Origin of the sequence: Streptomyces sp. NBC_00659 (genome assembly GCF_036226925.1) — a bacterium.
Taxonomy (GTDB): domain Bacteria; phylum Actinomycetota; class Actinomycetes; order Streptomycetales; family Streptomycetaceae; genus Streptomyces.
Genome location: NZ_CP109031.1, coordinates 5,977,636 through 5,993,284 on the forward strand (window position 1 = coordinate 5,977,636; position 15,649 = coordinate 5,993,284).

Sequence of the window (15,649 nt, forward strand, 5' to 3'; positions counted from 1 at the left end):
CCGAGTGGCCAGGTGGGCTCACGGTCTCCGGCCGCGAGCCAGGCCGGCTCACGGTTTCAGGCCGCGCAGCGTCAGGTTCAGCAGACGGTCGGCCAGCGCGGGGTCGTCCACGGTTTCCTCCGCCGCCAGCGCGATCGCGTTGGTCAGCTGGAGGAGATCACCGATCGAGACATCGGGGCGTACGGCCCCCGACTCCTGGGCGCGCAGCAGCAGGGCGCTGCCCGCCTCACGCATCGGGCCGCTGCACCGGGCGAGGTGTGAACCCTCGTCCTGGGAGGCCGACATGAGGGCGCGTGCGAGCCCTCGGTACTCACCCGCGTGCGCGATGATCTCGCGCAGCCACTCCACCAGGGCGGTGCACGGCTGCGGGGCGTCGAGCAACTCCCGCGAGCGGGCCAGCAGATCGTTCACGGCGTCCTCGAAGACCGCGCTCATCAATGCGTGCCGATTCGGGAAATGCCGGTACAGCGTGCCGATTCCGACGCCCGCGCGCCGGGCCACGTCCTCCAGGGACGTGTCCGTGCCGCGCTCGGCGAACGCGAGGCGCGCCTCGGCGAGCAGCCGCCCGTAGTTGCGCCGGGCGTCCGCCCGCATCACGCGCGGCGCTCCTGGAACCGTGGCAGGTCCGGACGTGCCGGCCCGCTCCCTCGCGGTCGCGCCCACCATGGCTTCCACCTGCTCTCTCCCGCCGCCCGGCTGCGCTCCAGAATGCCACCGGCGGCTCCCGGACGGACATCCACGGGCTCCGCGCCGCCGGTTCGAAGCATCATGGACGGTTGCGCGGACGGGGCCCGAGCGCCGCCGTGGACGGGGTCCGCCCTGCACGGAAGCGCCCGGCGGGCCGCAGATGCGGTCCGCCGGGCGCTTCGGACGCGATGACGGGCACGTCACCCGTTCGTGCTGCTCAGCTGCTGATCAGTCCTTGATCTCGCAGATGGGGGCGCCGGAGGTGACGGAGGCGCCGACCTCGGCGCTCAGGCCCTTGACGGTGCCGGAGCGGTGGGCGTTCAGCGGCTGTTCCATCTTCATGGCCTCGAGGACGACGATGAGGTCGCCCTCCTTGACCTCCTGGCCCTCCTCGACGGCCACCTTGACGATGGTGCCCTGCATCGGGGAGGCGAGGGTGTCGCCGGAGGCGGCCGGGCCGGACTTCTTGGCGGCCCGGCGCTTGGGCTTGGCGCCGGCGGCCAGGCCGGTGCGGGCCAGCGACATGCCCAGCGAGACGGGCAGCGAGACCTCCAGGCGCTTGCCGCCGACCTCGACGACCACCGTCTCGCGGCCGGGCTCGTCGTCGTTCTCGGTGTCGGCCGGGGCGGCGAACGGCTTGATCTCGTTGACGAACTCGGTCTCGATCCACCGGGTGTGGACCGTGAACGGGTCCTGCGAGCCGGTCAGCTCGGGGGCGAACGCCGGGTCGGTGACCACCGCGCGGTGGAAGGGGATCGCGGTGGCCATGCCCTCGACCTGGAACTCCGCCAGCGCGCGGGCGGCGCGCTGCAGGGCCTGCTCGCGGGTGGCACCGGTGACGATCAGCTTGGCGAGCAGCGAGTCCCAGGCCGGGCCGATCACGGAGCCGGACTCGACGCCCGCGTCCAGCCGCACCCCGGGGCCGGACGGCGCCGCGAAGGCGGTGACGGTGCCGGGAGCGGGCAAAAAGCCCCGGCCCGGGTCCTCGCCGTTGATACGGAACTCGATGGAGTGCCCGCGCAGTTCGGGATCGCCGTAGCCCAGGGCCTCACCGTCGGCGATACGGAACATCTCCCGGACCAGGTCGATGCCGGCGACCTCCTCGGTGACCGGGTGCTCGACCTGCAGACGGGTGTTGACCTCCAGGAAGGAGATCGTGCCGTCCTGGCCGACCAGGAACTCCACGGTTCCGGCACCGACGTAGCCGGCCTCCTTCAGGATCGCCTTGGACGACGCGTACAGCTCGTCCACCTGCGCCGGGGTCAGGAACGGCGCGGGGGCCTCCTCGACCAGCTTCTGGTGGCGGCGCTGCAGCGAACAGTCACGGGTGGAGACGACGACCACGTTGCCGTGGCTGTCGGCCAGACACTGCGTCTCCACATGGCGGGGCTTGTCCAGGTAGCGCTCCACGAAGCACTCACCGCGCCCGAAGGCCGCGACCGCCTCCCGCACCGCCGACTCGTACAGCTCCGGCACCTCCTGCAGCGTCCGGGCCACCTTCAGACCCCGCCCGCCACCACCGAACGCGGCCTTGATCGCGATCGGCAGACCGTGCTGCTCGGCGAACGCGACGACCTCCTCGGCACCCGCAACCGGGTCCGGGGTGCCGGCCACCAGCGGCGCGCCGGCGCGCTGCGCGATGTGCCGGGCGGCGACCTTGTCGCCCAGGTCGCGGATCGCCTGCGGCGGCGGGCCGATCCAGATCAGCCCGGCGTCCAGGACGGCCTGGGCGAAGTCCGCGTTCTCCGAAAGGAAGCCGTAACCCGGATGGATGGCATCCGCGCCCGAGTCCTTGGCGGCCTGCAGCACCTTGGCGAAGTCCAGGTAACTGGAGGCCGGAGTGTCACCGCCCAGCGCGAACGCCTCGTCCGCCGCACGGACATGCAGAGCGTCCCGGTCCGGTTCCGCATACACGGCAACGCTCGCGATCCCGGCATCCCGACATGCTCGGGCCACGCGGACAGCGATTTCGCCACGGTTGGCGATGAGCACCTTGCGCACGATGGCTCCCTCCTTGAAAACAAGCCGAGTTTAGGGACAGCCAACACGACGTTTCGAGCTGTCCCCAGTGGTGAGCTTGCCCACACGGAGCGTGATACGAGGCTCGCCCTACCCGCGAAATCCCTTGCTGCGCCATGGCGCGCGGGAATCCCTGCCTGAACCCTAGCCCTCAGGTGTGGTCAAGGTCTCTGTGGCTCCGTGCTGCGGCCCACAACGATTCTTTGTCGAGTCCCTACGAATGGCCCAACGATTCTTTGCCCTCGACCGAACCCTTGTCCCCGGGTTTACCCGTTAGTAGCGTTCGGGATGTCTAAGACGTACTTGGGGTAACAGCACGCGGAAGTGGGTGGGGCCGGTGGTGCGCAGACCGCTGGTGTGGGTGGCGGCGATCGTGCTCTTCGTGGAGGCGATAGGTATCGCCCTCCTGAACTGGTTCCTCGGCGTGGTCGTCGACCGCCAGGACATGTCCATGGCTGGACTCGACTCCGACATGATGGCGCGGTCGTCGAAGATCGGCGGTCTGGTCTTCGGTCTCTACTTCCTGGCCTGTGGCGTGTCGGCCCTGCTGGTCGCGCTCCGGCAGCGCCCCCCGGGCCTTCTCGGGCGTGTCCTGCTGATCAGCGCCGCCGTGGCGCACGCCCTGCTCGGCGCCTTCACGGTGGGCCTGGTGGGCTGGGGAGCGTTCACCTTCATGATGGTCGTGCTCGCGTTGATCGTGTTCACCCTCCTGGCGTACGACGGCCGGGAGACCGGTCCCGTCGACGCCGCGCCGGAGACCGGCGGGACCGGTGACGGCGAGGGGGACGCGGCCGAGGAAGGGAGCGCCGGCCTCGGGGAGGGCGTCGCCGCCGGGAGTGTCGACCTGGGGAAGGGCTCCGGGGCGAAGGGTGCCGAGGCGACGAGCACAGAGGTGACGAGCGCCGACGTGACGAGCGCTGAGGGCACGAGCGCCGAGGCGAAGGGCGCCGGCGTGGAGGAGGCCGCGGTCGCGGTGTCTGCCTCCTCGGCCTCCTGACGGGTTTCTGATCGTTCCCTCGGCCGTCCGGCCGCCCCGGGTGCAGACCTGCGGGCGACCGGGTGTCCGGGCGACGGGGGTTCAGATCTGCGGGTGGCCGACGGTTGAGGCATACGGGTGGCCGACGGTTGAGGCGTGCGGGCGTCCGGGGCCTCAACCGTCCTCTGTCGTACGGACGTTCCCGGTGTGGCCGGTCGGCGGGCTGCCTGACCGGACGCTCCGGTCCGCGGTCCTCAGGCCTCCCGGGGTGTCCACAACTCCGTGATGCCGACGCCCAGTTCGCTGAGCAGCCGGCGCACCATCGGCAGCGAGATGCCGATGACGTTGCCGTGGTCGCCGTCGATGCCCTCGATGAAGGGCGCCGAGCGGCCGTCCAGGGTGAATGCGCCCGCCACGTGCAGGGGTTCGCCCGAGCCGACGTACGCGGCGATCTCCGCGTCCGTCGGTTCGCCGAAGCGGACCACGGTCGAGGCGATCGCGGACTCCCACCGCTTCTGCGCCGTGTCCCAGACGCAGTGCCCCGTCTGGAGCGTGCCCGCCCGGCCGCGCATCGCCTTCCAGCGCGCGGTGGCCTCCTCGGCGTCGGCGGGCTTGCCGAGAGCCTGGCCGTCCAGGTCCAGCACGGAGTCGCAGCCGATCACGAGCGCGCCCTGGACCTCGGGCCGGGCCGCCACGACGGAGGCCTTCGCCTCGGCCAGCGCGAGGGCCAGCTCGGCGGGAGTGGGTGCGGTGACGGCGTCCTCGTCGACCCCGCTCACGATCACCTCGGGGGCGAGTCCGGCCTGCCGCAGCAGATTGAGCCGGGCGGGGGACTGGGAGGCGAGGACGAGACGGCGGCGCGGCTGATCGGTCATGCGATCAGGGTATCGGCGTCGATCCGCCCGTGCCTCGGCTGCCGGGCAGGCATCAGCGGACGCCCACCAGGATCATCGCGACCACCATGGCCAGCGCCAGGAGAACGCCCAGGCGGCGCAACATGTCCTGCATGTCGCGGAGATCCTTGGGGGGTTCGTTCTCGGGGTCGGACCACAGCATGCTCCCGATCGTGCGACGACGGGGCGGGCGGACGCCTGAGTACGCGTACTCAACTTGCGCGCATCCTGTGAAAACGGCTCCCGTGCCGCCTTTGGAGGGCCAGGGCCGGGCGGCTGCCCCGGAAGCCGAGATCCCCCTGGGACAGGGTCCGCAGGGGGATCAAGGGTCAAGGGTTCTCGTGTGCCGACGAGGGTCTAGCCCGGCCAGCAGCTGCGGCCCCAGGACGTCGGGCCCGGCCGCGGGAGCCGGTGCGCGGCGATGCGGGCGGGGTCGGACCAGGAGTCACGCGGCCCGGACGCGCCGGATGGGGCGGACGCCACCGCCGCGGCGCGTGCGCGGACCACCGCCAGTGCGGCGGCCAGCTCCTCCGGGGTCGGATTGCCCCGTACGACCTTGATCGTCATGTCTGCTCCCAGGATCCGGGTCTGCGGGGTTCTAGAGCGGGATGTTGCCGTGCTTCTTGGGGGGCAGTGATGCCCGCTTGGTGCGGAGCTGGCGCAGGCCGCGGACGAGGTGGGCGCGGGTCTGGGAGGGCATGATGACGGCGTCGATGTAGCCGCGTTCGGCTGCGGTGTAGGGGTTGAGGAGGGTGTCCTCGTACTCCTGGATGAGGCGGGCGCGGGTGGCGTCCTGGTCCTCGGCGGCCGCGATGGTGCGGCGGTGCAGGATGTTGACGGCGCCCTGGGCGCCCATGACGGCGATCTGGGCGGTGGGCCAGGCGAGGTTGAGGTCGGCGCCCAGGTGTTTGGAGCCCATGACGTCGTAGGCGCCGCCGAAGGCCTTGCGGGTGATGATGGTGATCAGCGGGACGGTGGCCTCGGCGTAGGCGTAGATGAGTTTGGCGCCGCGGCGGATGATGCCGGTGTGTTCCTGGTCGACGCCGGGGAGGAAGCCGGGCACGTCGACGAAGGTCAGGACGGGCACGTTGAAGGCGTCGCAGGTGCGCACGAAGCGGGCGGCCTTCTCGCTGGCGTCGATGTCCAGGCAGCCGGCGAACTGCATCGGCTGGTTGGCGACGATGCCGACCGGGTGGCCCTCGACGCGGCCGAAGCCGGTGAGGATGTTGGGGGCGAACAGGGCCTGGGTCTCGAAGAACTCGGCGTCGTCCAGGACGTGTTCGATGACGGTGTGCATGTCGTAGGGCTGGTTCGCGCTGTCCGGCACGATGGTGTCCAGCTCGCGGTCCTCGTCGGTGAGGGTGAGGTCCGCCTCCTCGGGGAAGACCGGGGGTTCGCTGAGGTTGTTGGACGGCAGGTAGGACAGCAGCTGTTTGACGTACTCGATGGCGTCTTTTTCGTCGCCGGCCATGTGGTGGGCCACGCCGGAGACGGCGTTGTGGGTGCGGGCGCCGCCCAGTTCCTCGAAGCCGACGTCCTCGCCGGTGACGGTCTTGATGACGTCGGGGCCGGTGATGAACATGTGCGAGGTCTGGTCGACCATGACCGTGAAGTCGGTGATGGCGGGGGAGTAGACCGCGCCGCCCGCGCACGGGCCGACGACCAGGCTGATCTGCGGGATGACGCCGGAGGCGTGGGTGTTGCGGCGGAAGATCTCGCCGTACATGCCCAGGGCGCTGACGCCCTCCTGGATCCGGGCGCCGCCGGAGTCGTTGATGCCGATGACCGGGCAGCCGGTCTTGAGCGCGAAGTCCATCACCTTCATGATCTTCTGGCCGAAGACCTCGCCGAGGGCGCCGCCGAACACGGTGAAGTCCTGGGAGAACACCGCGACGGGGCGGCCGTCGACGGTGCCGTAGCCGGTGACCACACCGTCGCCGTAGGGGCGGTTGTGCTCCAGGCCGAAGTCGGTCGAGCGGTGCCGCGCGAACTCGTCGAACTCGACGAAGGAGGCGTCGTCCATCAGCAGTTCGATGCGCTCACGAGCCGTCAGCTTGCCCTTGGCGTGCTGCTTTTCGACGGCGCGCTCCGAGCCGGCGTGCGTCGCTTCCTGGATGCGGCGCTGCAGATCCGCGAGCTTGCCCGCGGTGGTGTGGATGTCGGGGTGGTGCAGCTCTTCCGGCTCGGACATCGGGATGCGGCTCCCTGCCTGATCTAAGGGGACGTGAGGGTGACTGCTCAGAAAACGCGGTGCTCAAAAGCGGTGCTCAGAAGGGGGGCTTGCTACTCATCCGTAGCGTAGTGGCGTGCCTACCTATCGGCAGTGCGGCGTTTACCACACCTAGGGTGGGTTGCATGACGCCGCGAGATGCAGCAGACGCGAACGACAACCGGTGGTCCGACCTGGGCCGTCCGCCACTGAACGGGGCCGCCCTGCGCAGGGCGCTGGTCCGCGACGGCGGCCTGTGGTCCGACGTGGAGGTGGTGGAACGGACCGGGTCGACCAACACCGACCTGGCGGGCATCGTCACGGGGGAGAAGGGGGCCGACGAGGGCGTGGTCCTCGTCGCCGAGGAACAGAACGCCGGCCGCGGCCGCCTGGACCGCCGGTGGACCGCTCCGGCCCGCTCCGGCCTCTTCTTCTCCGTGGTGCTGAAGCCCACCGGAGTCCCCGTCGAACGCTGGGGCTGGCTGCCGCTGCTCACCGGCGTGGCCACCGCGACGGCGCTCTCGCACTCCGCCGGGGTCGACACGGCACTCAAGTGGCCCAACGACCTGCTGGTCACCGTGGACGGAGAGGAACGCAAGGCCGGCGGCATCCTCGCCGAGCGCGCGGGCGCCGACGCGGTCGTCGTCGGCATCGGCGTCAACGTCTCGCTGAGCGCCGGGGAACTGCCCGTACCGGGCGCCGGATCGCTGGCACTGGCGGGCGCGACGACCACGGACCGTGACACCGTGCTGCGGGCCGTGCTGCGCTCCCTGGAGCAGTGGTACGTGCGCTGGCGGGACGCGGGCGGCGACCCCGTCGCGTCCGGCCTCCAGGAGGCGTACGCGGCCGGATGCGCGACGCTCGGGCGCACGGTGCGGGCCGAGTTGCCCGGCGGCCGGACGGTCGTCGGGGAAGCGGTGGCCCTGGACGGGGACGGGCGGCTCGTCATCGCGACCGCGGACGGCGTGCAGGAGCCGGTGGGGGCCGGGGACGTGGTGCATCTGCGGCCCGCGTGAGGCCCCGGGCGCGGCGGGCCGCCACGACCCGAGCGCGCCCCGGCATCCTCGTCGGCCCGGTGTGCGGCGCCTTGGCCTGTCCCGACGGGCCGCGCGGGCCGGGGCGTCCGAGCCCGTCCGGCCCGCATGGTCGAACCGCCCGTCGGCGCGTCCGGGGACAGCCCGGTGGGCGCCCTGGAAATCGAGCGGGCGCGCGCCGGGGGCGAGAAGGGCGCGGTTCGGCGCGGTGGGTGGTGCGAGGGCGTGGTCCGACGTGGCGGGCGGTGCGAGGGCGTGGTCCGGTGAGGGGTGTGACGGCCTGGACCCGCGAGTGGTCCAGGCCTTCGGCACCGCCCCCGGCCTCGGTCCCGCCGTCGGGAGTGAGCCAGCGCACACCTGCCGTAGAGTTGAGCGCGGTCGAACCTGACCATGGCAGATCGGAAGGGCAGCAGGAGTGACCGTCGACGACACCGGCTCCGGCACGGGCGCCCAGCCCGCCCCCGGCGGCGAGCCGGGCCGTGCCGCCGGGCCGGTCACGGACGCGGCACCCGCACGGGCCGCCGCGGACGGCGAGGCCCGGCAGGACGCCCGTCCCGACGCCGGGACCGGCACCCGCCCGAACCACCGCCCGGACGACCGCTCGCACGCGGGAACCGGCCTCCACGGGGACGACCGCTCCGACGAGGAGAGCGAGATCCGCACGGACGACCACGGCGGCGACACCCGTCCGGACACCCGTTCCGGCACCCGTCCGGAGGTCCGGCCCGACGCACGCCACGAGGCGACCGGCCGGGTGGACCCCCAGGCCGAGCCGGACTCGGGGGAGGATCCGCTCGCGCTGCGCCTGGAGGGGCTGATCCTCGGCGCCGAGCGGCGGTACACCCCGTTCCAGGCGGCCCGCAGCGCGGGCGTCTCCATGGAGCTGGCCTCCCGCTTCTGGCGGGCGATGGGCTTCGCGGACATCGGCCAGGCCAAGGCGCTGACCGAGGCGGACGTGCTCGCCCTGCGCCGCCTCGCCGGTCTCGTCGAGGCGGGCCTGCTGAGCGAGGCCATGGCCGTCCAGGTCGCCCGCTCCACCGGGCAGACCACCGCCCGTCTGGCCGAATGGCAGATCGATTCCTTCCTGGAGGGCCTGACCGAGCCCCCGGAACCGGGAATGACCCGCACCGAGGTGACGTACCCCCTGATCGAGCTGCTCCTGCCCGAGCTGGAGGAGTTCCTCGTCTACGTCTGGCGCCGCCAGCTCGCCGCGGCCACCGGCCGGGTCGTGCAGGCGGCGGACGACGAGGAGATGGTCGACCGCCGTCTCGCCGTCGGCTTCGCCGACCTGGTGGGTTTCACGCGGCTGACGCGCCGCATGGAGGAGGAGGAACTCGGCGAACTCGTCGAGGCCTTCGAGACCACCGCGGCGGACCTGGTGGCGGCCCACGGGGGCCGGCTCATCAAGACCCTCGGCGACGAGGTGCTCTACTCCGCGGACGACGCCGGTGTCGCCGCCGAGATCGCGCTGCGGCTCATCGAGACGATGGCCAACGACGAGACGATGCCGGAGCTGCGTGTCGGCATCGCCTTCGGCACGGTGACCACCCGGATGGGCGACGTGTTCGGTACGACCGTGAACCTGGCGAGCCGCCTCACGTCGATAGCGCCGCGCGACGCCGTCCTCGTCGACGGTGCCTTCGCCGAGGAGCTGACCCGCACCGGTGACGCGCCCGCCTCCGAGGCGGCTGCCGCGGAGGCCGCGGCCGCGGCGGAGAAGGAGGGCGAGGAACCCCCCTCGTACCGCTTCGCGCTCCAGCCGATGTGGCAGCGGCCCGTCCGAGGTCTCGGCGTCATCGAGCCGTGGCTGCTGGCCCGGCGGGCCGACGAGGCGTAGCGGGTCCCGGTCACCGGCCGTCCTGGCCGGGTGACAGCAGCTCGTTCACGCAGATCCCCACGATCGGCACGCACACGTCCGGCGGCTGATGGGACGGCGCCTGGGCGGTCGGGGTCGGGGACGGGGTGTGCCGCGGTACCTCTGCGGGCGCCGTGGCCTTCGGTGTCGATCGCGCGGGCGGCGCTGTCGTCACGGGAGCCGTGGGGATGCCGGTGCTGCCCGGCGTCGTGGCGACGGGGGCCGCGCCGAGGGCCGCCGGGACCGTGGCGCCCGGCGTCCGGACCGACGCCGGGATCCGGCTCGTGTCCGAGGTGGGTGCCGGGCTCGTACCGCCCATCGCGGGGCTCGCCGGTGCGGCCCCGGCCCGCGTGGGCGAGGGCATGGCCGCGACGGTGGGGACGGCGTCGCCCGCGACGTCGTTGTCGGTGGCGGTCGCGACCGGCTCGGCCTCCGTGGCCCCCGCGTCCGCGTGCCCGGTCACCGGGTCCGGTGTCATCCGGGCGAGGCTCAGCACTCCCGCGGCGAGCGCGAGCCCGCCCGCGGCGAAGAGCACCCGGCGTCGGCGGGGCTTGCGGTGACGGCCCCGGACGGTACGGAGCCGGACGGGAGCGGGCTCGTCGTCGCGGGGGGTGTACGCGCGCTCGTCGCCGGGGGCGTAAGCGCGCTCGCGCACCCCGGCCGAACGCGGCGCCGGAACGATCCGTCGCCCCCGGCCGGCACCAACAGCCCCACCCGGCACCACCCTGCTGGCCCCGGCCCTGGCCCCGACCCCGGCTTCCAGCGCCTCGACTGCGGCTTCCGGTGCCTTCGCCCTGGCGCGTGTCCCTTGAGCGTCCGGTGCGACGGCGGTTTTGCGCGTCTCAGGCGCGGTTTCCGTCTTCTCGGCAGCGGCCTTGGCTTCTGTCCGCCGGGTGTCCGTCGCGGTGGTGGCCTCGCGCGTCTCGGCTCCGGCTTCCGGTGCCTTCGTCTTGGCTTGCGTTCCTTGAGCGTCCGGTGCGACGGCGGTTTTGCGCGTCTCAGGCGCGGTTTCCGTCTTCTCGGCAGCGGCCTTGGCTTCCGTCCGCCGGGTGTCCGTTGCGGTGGTGGCCTCGCGCGTCTCGGCTCCGGCTTCCGGTGCCTTCGTCCTGGCTTGCGTCCCTTGAACGCCCGGCACGACGGCGGCCTTGTGCGGCTCAGCCGCGGCCTCCGGTGCCGTCGCTGCGGCTTCCCGTGCCCCCGCCTGGGTGCCCCGTGCCTGCGTGACGGCTTCCCGCGTCTTCGCCCCGGACTCCGCCCGCTGGGCGCCTGTCGCGACGGTGGCCTTGCGCGGCTCAGCCCAGGCCTCCGCCTTCTCGGCGCCCGCCCTGACCGCGGCCCCGCGTGCCGTCGTGGCCGCCGAGGCACCGGCTCCTCGTGCTCGCGCGCCCGCTCCGGCTCCGGCGGTCGACCTCCCCGGTGAGGGGGCCCAGACCTTCGCGGCCCTGTCCGGCGTCGTCCCGGCGTTCCCCGCAGCGGTCGCTCCGCTCCGTGGGCCCGGGGCGCGCCTCCCGGTGGTCCCGGCGTCATCGGCGCCGGCTCCCCCTGTGGCGGCCGCCGGGGCGGGGGCGGACATCGCCCGGTTGAGCGGCGTGACGCGGATCCACCCGGTGTCCGCCGACGCGGTCCCGGCCGCCGTGGAGTCGGGGCGCCGGTCGGGCGAGGTGCCGGGACCGGTGGCCCCGGACGACGCCCGCTGGGCCGGCGGTCGCGTGAGTGCGGGTCGCGGGCCCGGCCGGGTGCTGGTGGCCTGCGGTGTCTCGCGGTTCGTCATGGTCGTCCCTCCCCGGTGAGCCGGTGTCCCTGATGCGGTGCGGCGGTGCGCAGGTTATGCGCGGTCTGAGGGCGGAGAAACGAAGTCCGGCGACATGTCACTCGAACGAGGAGCTACGGCCCGAGGGGGCGGGTTTCGCCGGACGGCGCCTGCTGCGATGATCGGAGCATCGATTGTTAACCCGCGTTAACCGGGAGGGTGTCATGGCGCAGCACGAGGCGGACCAGGTGGCGGAGCCGGCCGAGCGGAGGTTCGGGGAGTTCGTGGCCGTACGACGGCACGGGTACGTCGCCGAGCTCGTCCTCGACCGGCCCAAGGCGATGAACGCCGTGTCCACGGACATGGCGAGGTCGATCGCCGGTGCCTGCGAGTCCCTCGCCGCCGACCGGGACGTACGCGTGGTCGTGCTGACCTCCACGCACGAGCGCGCCTTCTGCGTCGGCGCCGATCTGAAGGAGCGCAACTCCTTCTCGGACGCCGAGTTGGTACGCCAGCGGCCGCTCGCGCGAGCCGCGTACACCGGTGTCCTGGAACTGCCGATGCCGACCGTCGCCGCCGTTCACGGTTTCGCGCTGGGGGGCGGGTTCGAACTGGCGCTGTCCTGCGACCTGATCGTGGCCGACCGTACGGCGGTCGTCGGACTGCCCGAGGTGTCCGTCGGCGTGATTCCCGGAGGCGGCGGTACGCAGCTGCTGCCGCGCCGGGTCGGGGCCGCGCGCGCCGCCGAGCTCATCTTCTCGGCGCGGCGTCTGGAGGCCGCCGAGGCGCGGGAGTTGGGTCTGGTGGACGAGCTGGTGGAGGCGGGACAGGACAGGGCGGAAGCGCTCGCTCTGGCCGCCCGGATCGCCGCCAACTCGCCGGTGGGACTGCGTGCCGCCAAGCGCGCCCTGCGCCTCGGTCACGGACTCGACCTGCGCGCGGGCCTGGAGGTCGAGGACGCGGCCTGGCGCTCCGTCGCCTTCTCCGGGGACCGGGCGGAAGGGGTCGCCGCGTTCAACGAGAAGCGCAAGCCGGAGTGGCCGGGAGAGTAGCCCCGGGATCCGGTTCGTGCGACCCGTACCCTGTTCGCTCCGCCGATGTCCCGAATATGCGTAAATATACCTAGCCTGGGGTGATGGGCGAGGACAATCGGCTGAGGGCCGTGGTGACGCTGGCGCAGGGGATGGCGGCGGCGCACACCCCGCGGGAGTCGTGGCGGGCGGCGGCGCTCGGCGCGTGTCACGCGCTGGCCGGGAGCTTCGCCGCGCTCTCCGTGTGGGAGCGCGAACTCGGCCGGCTGCGGGTGCTGGCCAACGTCGGCGACCGCGCCCCGGACGAGGACGAGTTCCCCGACGGGGAGGCCTACCCGGTGCACCAGTTCCCGGAGATCACCGAGTTCCTGCACGAGCGCTGGGCGGGCGGCGGCGAGCCCAACGCCTGGGTCGAGACCTCCGACGGCCCCGTGGCCGGCGCCTTCGGGTACTGCCACCAGCGCGTGGCGGCGCTGCGCAGGCGCGGCCGTGGCTGCTGCGTCGTCGCGCCGATCGTGATGCACGGGCGGGCGTGGGGGGAGCTCTACGTGGCCCGTCCGGCCGGAGCACCCGTCTACGGCCCGCAGGACGCCGACTTCGCGACCGTCCTGGCCTCCGTCGTCGCCGCCGGGATCGCGCAGACCGAGCGCCTGGAGGAGGCCCGGCGCCTGGCGTACACCGACTCCCTGACCGGACTCGCCAACCGCCGCGCCGTGGACGTACGGCTCGAGGAGGCCGTGGAGCGGCACAAGGAGGACGGTGCCGTGGTCAGTCTCGTCGTGTGCGACCTCAACGGGCTCAAGCGCGTCAACGACACCCGGGGGCACGCTGCCGGCGACCGGCTCCTCGAACGGTTCGGGTCGGTGCTCTCGCTGTGCGGGGCCATGCTCCCGGGCACCCTCGCGGCACGGCTGGGCGGCGACGAGTTCTGCCTGCTGGCGGTCGGCCCGCCGGCCGACGACGTGGTCCGGATCGCCGGTGAACTCTGCTGCCGGGCGGCCGAGTTGGAGCTCGGGGAGGGTGTGGCGTGCGGGGTCGCCTCGACCGGGGACGCGATCGGCCCCGTACGGTCGGCGCGTCGGCTGTTCCGGCTGGCGGACGCGGCGCAGTACCGTGCGAAGGCCGTCCGGGCCGCGAAGCCCGTGGTCGCCGGGCGCGAGGGCCCCGACGATCCCGTGGTGCGCCTCGCGGACGCGCCCCCGCCGGCGGCGGGCGAGCGCCGCAGGTTCCGTGGACGGCACGACAGGCCCCGCACGTGACGACGGCACGGCAGCCGTGGGCGGAGGCGCGTCCGCGGCGCGGTCGGCGCGTCCGTGACACGGTCCAGGGCGGCGGCCTTGACGGACGGAGCGGGCGTTGTGACGTACGCCGGAGTAAGGGGTCAACCCGCCACCCGCTAGTGACATCATAGAATTCACTGCGTACGCTCCTGAATATGGATATGCACACTGTGGTGGTGGGGACGTCCGGAGTGACCGCGTCCGACGTTCTCGCCGTGGCGCGCGAAGGCGCCCGGATCGAGCTCTCCGGCGAGGCGGTGGCGGCCCTCGCCGCGGCCCGCGAGATCGTGGAGGCGCTGGCCGCGAAGCCGGAGCCCGTCTACGGCGTCTCCACCGGCTTCGGCGCCCTGGCGAGCCGGCACATCAGCCCGGAACTGCGCGCCCAGCTGCAGCGCAACATCGTCCGCTCGCACGCCGCCGGGATGGGTCCGCGCGTCGAGCGCGAGGTCGTCCGCGCGCTGATGTTCCTGCGGCTCAAGACCGTCTGCTCCGGCCACACCGGTGTGCGGCCCGAGGTCGCGCAGACCATGGCGGACATCCTGAACGCGGGCATCACCCCGGTCGTCCACGAGTACGGCTCGCTCGGCTGCTCCGGCGACCTGGCGCCCCTGTCCCACTGCGCCCTGACCCTGATGGGCGAAGGCGACGCCGAAGGCCCCGACGGAGTCGTGCGGCCCGCGGGCGAGCTGCTCGCCGAGGCCGGCATCACCCCCGTCGAACTGCGCGAGAAGGAGGGCCTCGCCCTCCTCAACGGCACCGACGGCATGCTCGGCATGCTCGTCATGGCCCTCGCCGACCTGGAGACGCTGTACAAGTCGGCCGACGTCACCGCCGCGCTCTCCCTCGAAGCGCTCCTCGGCACGGACAAGGTCCTCGCCCCCGAGCTGCACGCCATCCGCCCGCACCCCGGCCAGAGCGCCAGCGCCGCCAACATGCTGGCCGTGCTGAAGGGTTCGGAGCTCACCGGCCACCACCAGGACGGCGCCCCGCGCGTCCAGGACGCCTACTCCGTGCGCTGCGCCCCGCAGGTCGCCGGCGCCGGCCGGGACACCCTCGCGCACGCCCGCACGGTCGCCGAGCGCGAGCTGGCCTCCGCCGTCGACAACCCGGTCGTGCTGCCCGACGGCCGCGTCGAGTCGAACGGCAACTTCCATGGCGCCCCGGTCGCCTACGTCCTCGACTTCCTCGCCATCGCCGCCGCCGACCTCGGCTCGATCGCCGAGCGCCGCACCGACCGGCTGCTCGACAAGAACCGCTCGCACGGCCTCCCGCCGTTCCTCGCGGACGACGCCGGCGTCGACTCGGGCCTGATGATCGCCCAGTACACGCAGGCCGCGCTGGTCAGCGAGATGAAGCGGCTCGCCGTACCGGCGTCCGCGGACTCCATCCCCTCCTCCGCCATGCAGGAGGACCACGTCTCCATGGGCTGGTCGGCGGCGCGCAAGCTGCGCACCTCCGTGGACAACCTGACCCGGATCGTGGCGATCGAGCTGTACGCCGCCACCCGTGCGATCGAACTCCGCGAGGGTCTGACGCCCGCCCCGGCGTCGCGGGCGGTCATCGACGCGGTCCGCGCGGCCGGCGTCCAGGGCCCCGGCCCGGACCGCTTCCTCGCCCCCGACCTGGCGGCGGCGGACGCGTTCGTGCGTGCCGGCGGTGTGGTGGCCGCGGTGGAGCCGGTGACCGGCCCGCTCGCGTAGCGGCGGAGTGCGCCGCATGTGGGCCGGGTGTGTCCCGGCCCACATGCGGCGCCTCGCCCCCTGGTATCAGGGTGTGCTACTGTCTCATTGATACGTTTTTGGTACCCATTTACTTTGTGCGCCTGATCGGAATCCTCCGCAGGCGCGTTTTGTTTTACCGGCATCTCCGGCATTACCCGGTGCATCTCCGGATGGGGGCCCAACTACCTGTTCAG

General features: G+C 72.9%; 13 protein-coding genes and 1 pseudogene. 7 read left to right on the forward strand and 7 right to left on the reverse strand.

Annotated features, from left to right (window positions below):
- Window positions 1-48: 48 nt before the first annotated feature.
- Window positions 49-594, reverse strand: a complete 546-nt coding sequence (locus tag OG410_RS26180) for a TetR/AcrR family transcriptional regulator (RefSeq protein WP_329304253.1) — start codon at window positions 592-594, stop codon at window positions 49-51.
- A gap of 321 nt (window positions 595-915) precedes the next feature.
- Window positions 916-2,688, reverse strand: a complete 1,773-nt coding sequence (locus OG410_RS26185) for an acetyl/propionyl/methylcrotonyl-CoA carboxylase subunit alpha (RefSeq protein WP_329301384.1) — start codon at window positions 2,686-2,688, stop codon at window positions 916-918.
- 355 nt (window positions 2,689-3,043) lie between these two features.
- Here OG410_RS26185 and OG410_RS26190 point away from each other — a divergent pair.
- Window positions 3,044-3,484, forward strand: a pseudogene (locus OG410_RS26190) (hypothetical protein); the annotation flags it as partial.
- 452 nt (window positions 3,485-3,936) lie between these two features.
- On the opposite strand, the gene OG410_RS26195 reads toward OG410_RS26190, so the two are convergent.
- From OG410_RS26195 to OG410_RS26210, 4 genes are all read right to left on the reverse strand, one after another.
- Window positions 3,937-4,557, reverse strand: a complete 621-nt coding sequence (locus OG410_RS26195; RefSeq protein ID WP_329301385.1) for a Maf family protein — start codon at window positions 4,555-4,557, stop codon at window positions 3,937-3,939.
- A 52-nt stretch (window positions 4,558-4,609) separates the two neighbouring features.
- A complete protein-coding gene (gene mmpB / locus OG410_RS26200; RefSeq protein ID WP_328448878.1) occupies window positions 4,610-4,738 on the reverse strand; it encodes a morphogenic membrane protein MmpB in 129 nt (42 codons plus the stop codon).
- A 194-nt stretch (window positions 4,739-4,932) separates the two neighbouring features.
- On the reverse strand, window positions 4,933-5,142 hold the full coding sequence (locus tag OG410_RS26205) for an acyl-CoA carboxylase epsilon subunit (RefSeq protein ID WP_328448876.1): 210 nt from the start codon (window positions 5,140-5,142) through the stop codon (window positions 4,933-4,935).
- 31 nt (window positions 5,143-5,173) lie between these two features.
- A complete protein-coding gene (locus OG410_RS26210) occupies window positions 5,174-6,766 on the reverse strand; it encodes an acyl-CoA carboxylase subunit beta (RefSeq protein WP_329301386.1) in 1,593 nt (530 codons plus the stop codon).
- 164 nt (window positions 6,767-6,930) lie between these two features.
- On the opposite strand from OG410_RS26210, the gene OG410_RS26215 reads away from it, so the two are divergent.
- Together OG410_RS26215 and OG410_RS26225 are read left to right on the forward strand one after the other, a co-directional pair.
- Window positions 6,931-7,800, forward strand: a complete 870-nt coding sequence (locus OG410_RS26215) for a biotin--[acetyl-CoA-carboxylase] ligase (RefSeq protein WP_329301387.1) — start codon at window positions 6,931-6,933, stop codon at window positions 7,798-7,800.
- Window positions 7,801-8,572: 772 nt separating this feature from the next.
- The gene (locus OG410_RS26225) at window positions 8,573-9,655 is read left to right on the forward strand and encodes an adenylate/guanylate cyclase domain-containing protein (RefSeq protein ID WP_326790818.1); all 1,083 of its coding nucleotides are present in this window, start codon (window positions 8,573-8,575) and stop codon (window positions 9,653-9,655) included.
- Window positions 9,656-9,665: 10 nt separating this feature from the next.
- Here OG410_RS26225 and OG410_RS26230 read toward each other — a convergent pair whose 3' ends face one another.
- Window positions 9,666-10,328: a hypothetical protein gene (locus tag OG410_RS26230; protein ID WP_329301388.1), complete on the reverse strand. Its 663-nt coding sequence runs from the start codon at window positions 10,326-10,328 to the stop codon at window positions 9,666-9,668.
- Window positions 10,329-10,893: 565 nt separating this feature from the next.
- Between OG410_RS26230 and OG410_RS26235 the strand changes: the two genes are divergently transcribed.
- The 4 genes from OG410_RS26235 to hutH all read left to right on the forward strand — a co-directional run bounded on the left by OG410_RS26235 (window position 10,894) and on the right by hutH (window position 15,434).
- Window positions 10,894-11,463 carry a hypothetical protein gene (locus OG410_RS26235; RefSeq protein ID WP_329301389.1) on the forward strand — a complete coding sequence of 190 codons (570 nt, stop codon included), beginning with the start codon at window positions 10,894-10,896 and terminating at the stop codon, window positions 11,461-11,463.
- Window positions 11,464-11,647: 184 nt separating this feature from the next.
- Window positions 11,648-12,475: an enoyl-CoA hydratase/isomerase family protein gene (locus OG410_RS26240; RefSeq protein WP_443063799.1), complete on the forward strand. Its 828-nt coding sequence runs from the start codon at window positions 11,648-11,650 to the stop codon at window positions 12,473-12,475.
- Window positions 12,476-12,558: 83 nt separating this feature from the next.
- Entirely contained in the window at window positions 12,559-13,713 is a 1,155-nt protein-coding gene (locus OG410_RS26245; protein WP_329301390.1) for a GGDEF domain-containing protein, read from the forward strand.
- Between the two features lie 182 nt (window positions 13,714-13,895).
- Window positions 13,896-15,434 carry a histidine ammonia-lyase gene (gene hutH / locus OG410_RS26250; protein ID WP_329304255.1) on the forward strand — a complete coding sequence of 513 codons (1,539 nt, stop codon included), beginning with the start codon at window positions 13,896-13,898 and terminating at the stop codon, window positions 15,432-15,434.
- Window positions 15,435-15,649: the final 215 nt, after the last annotated feature.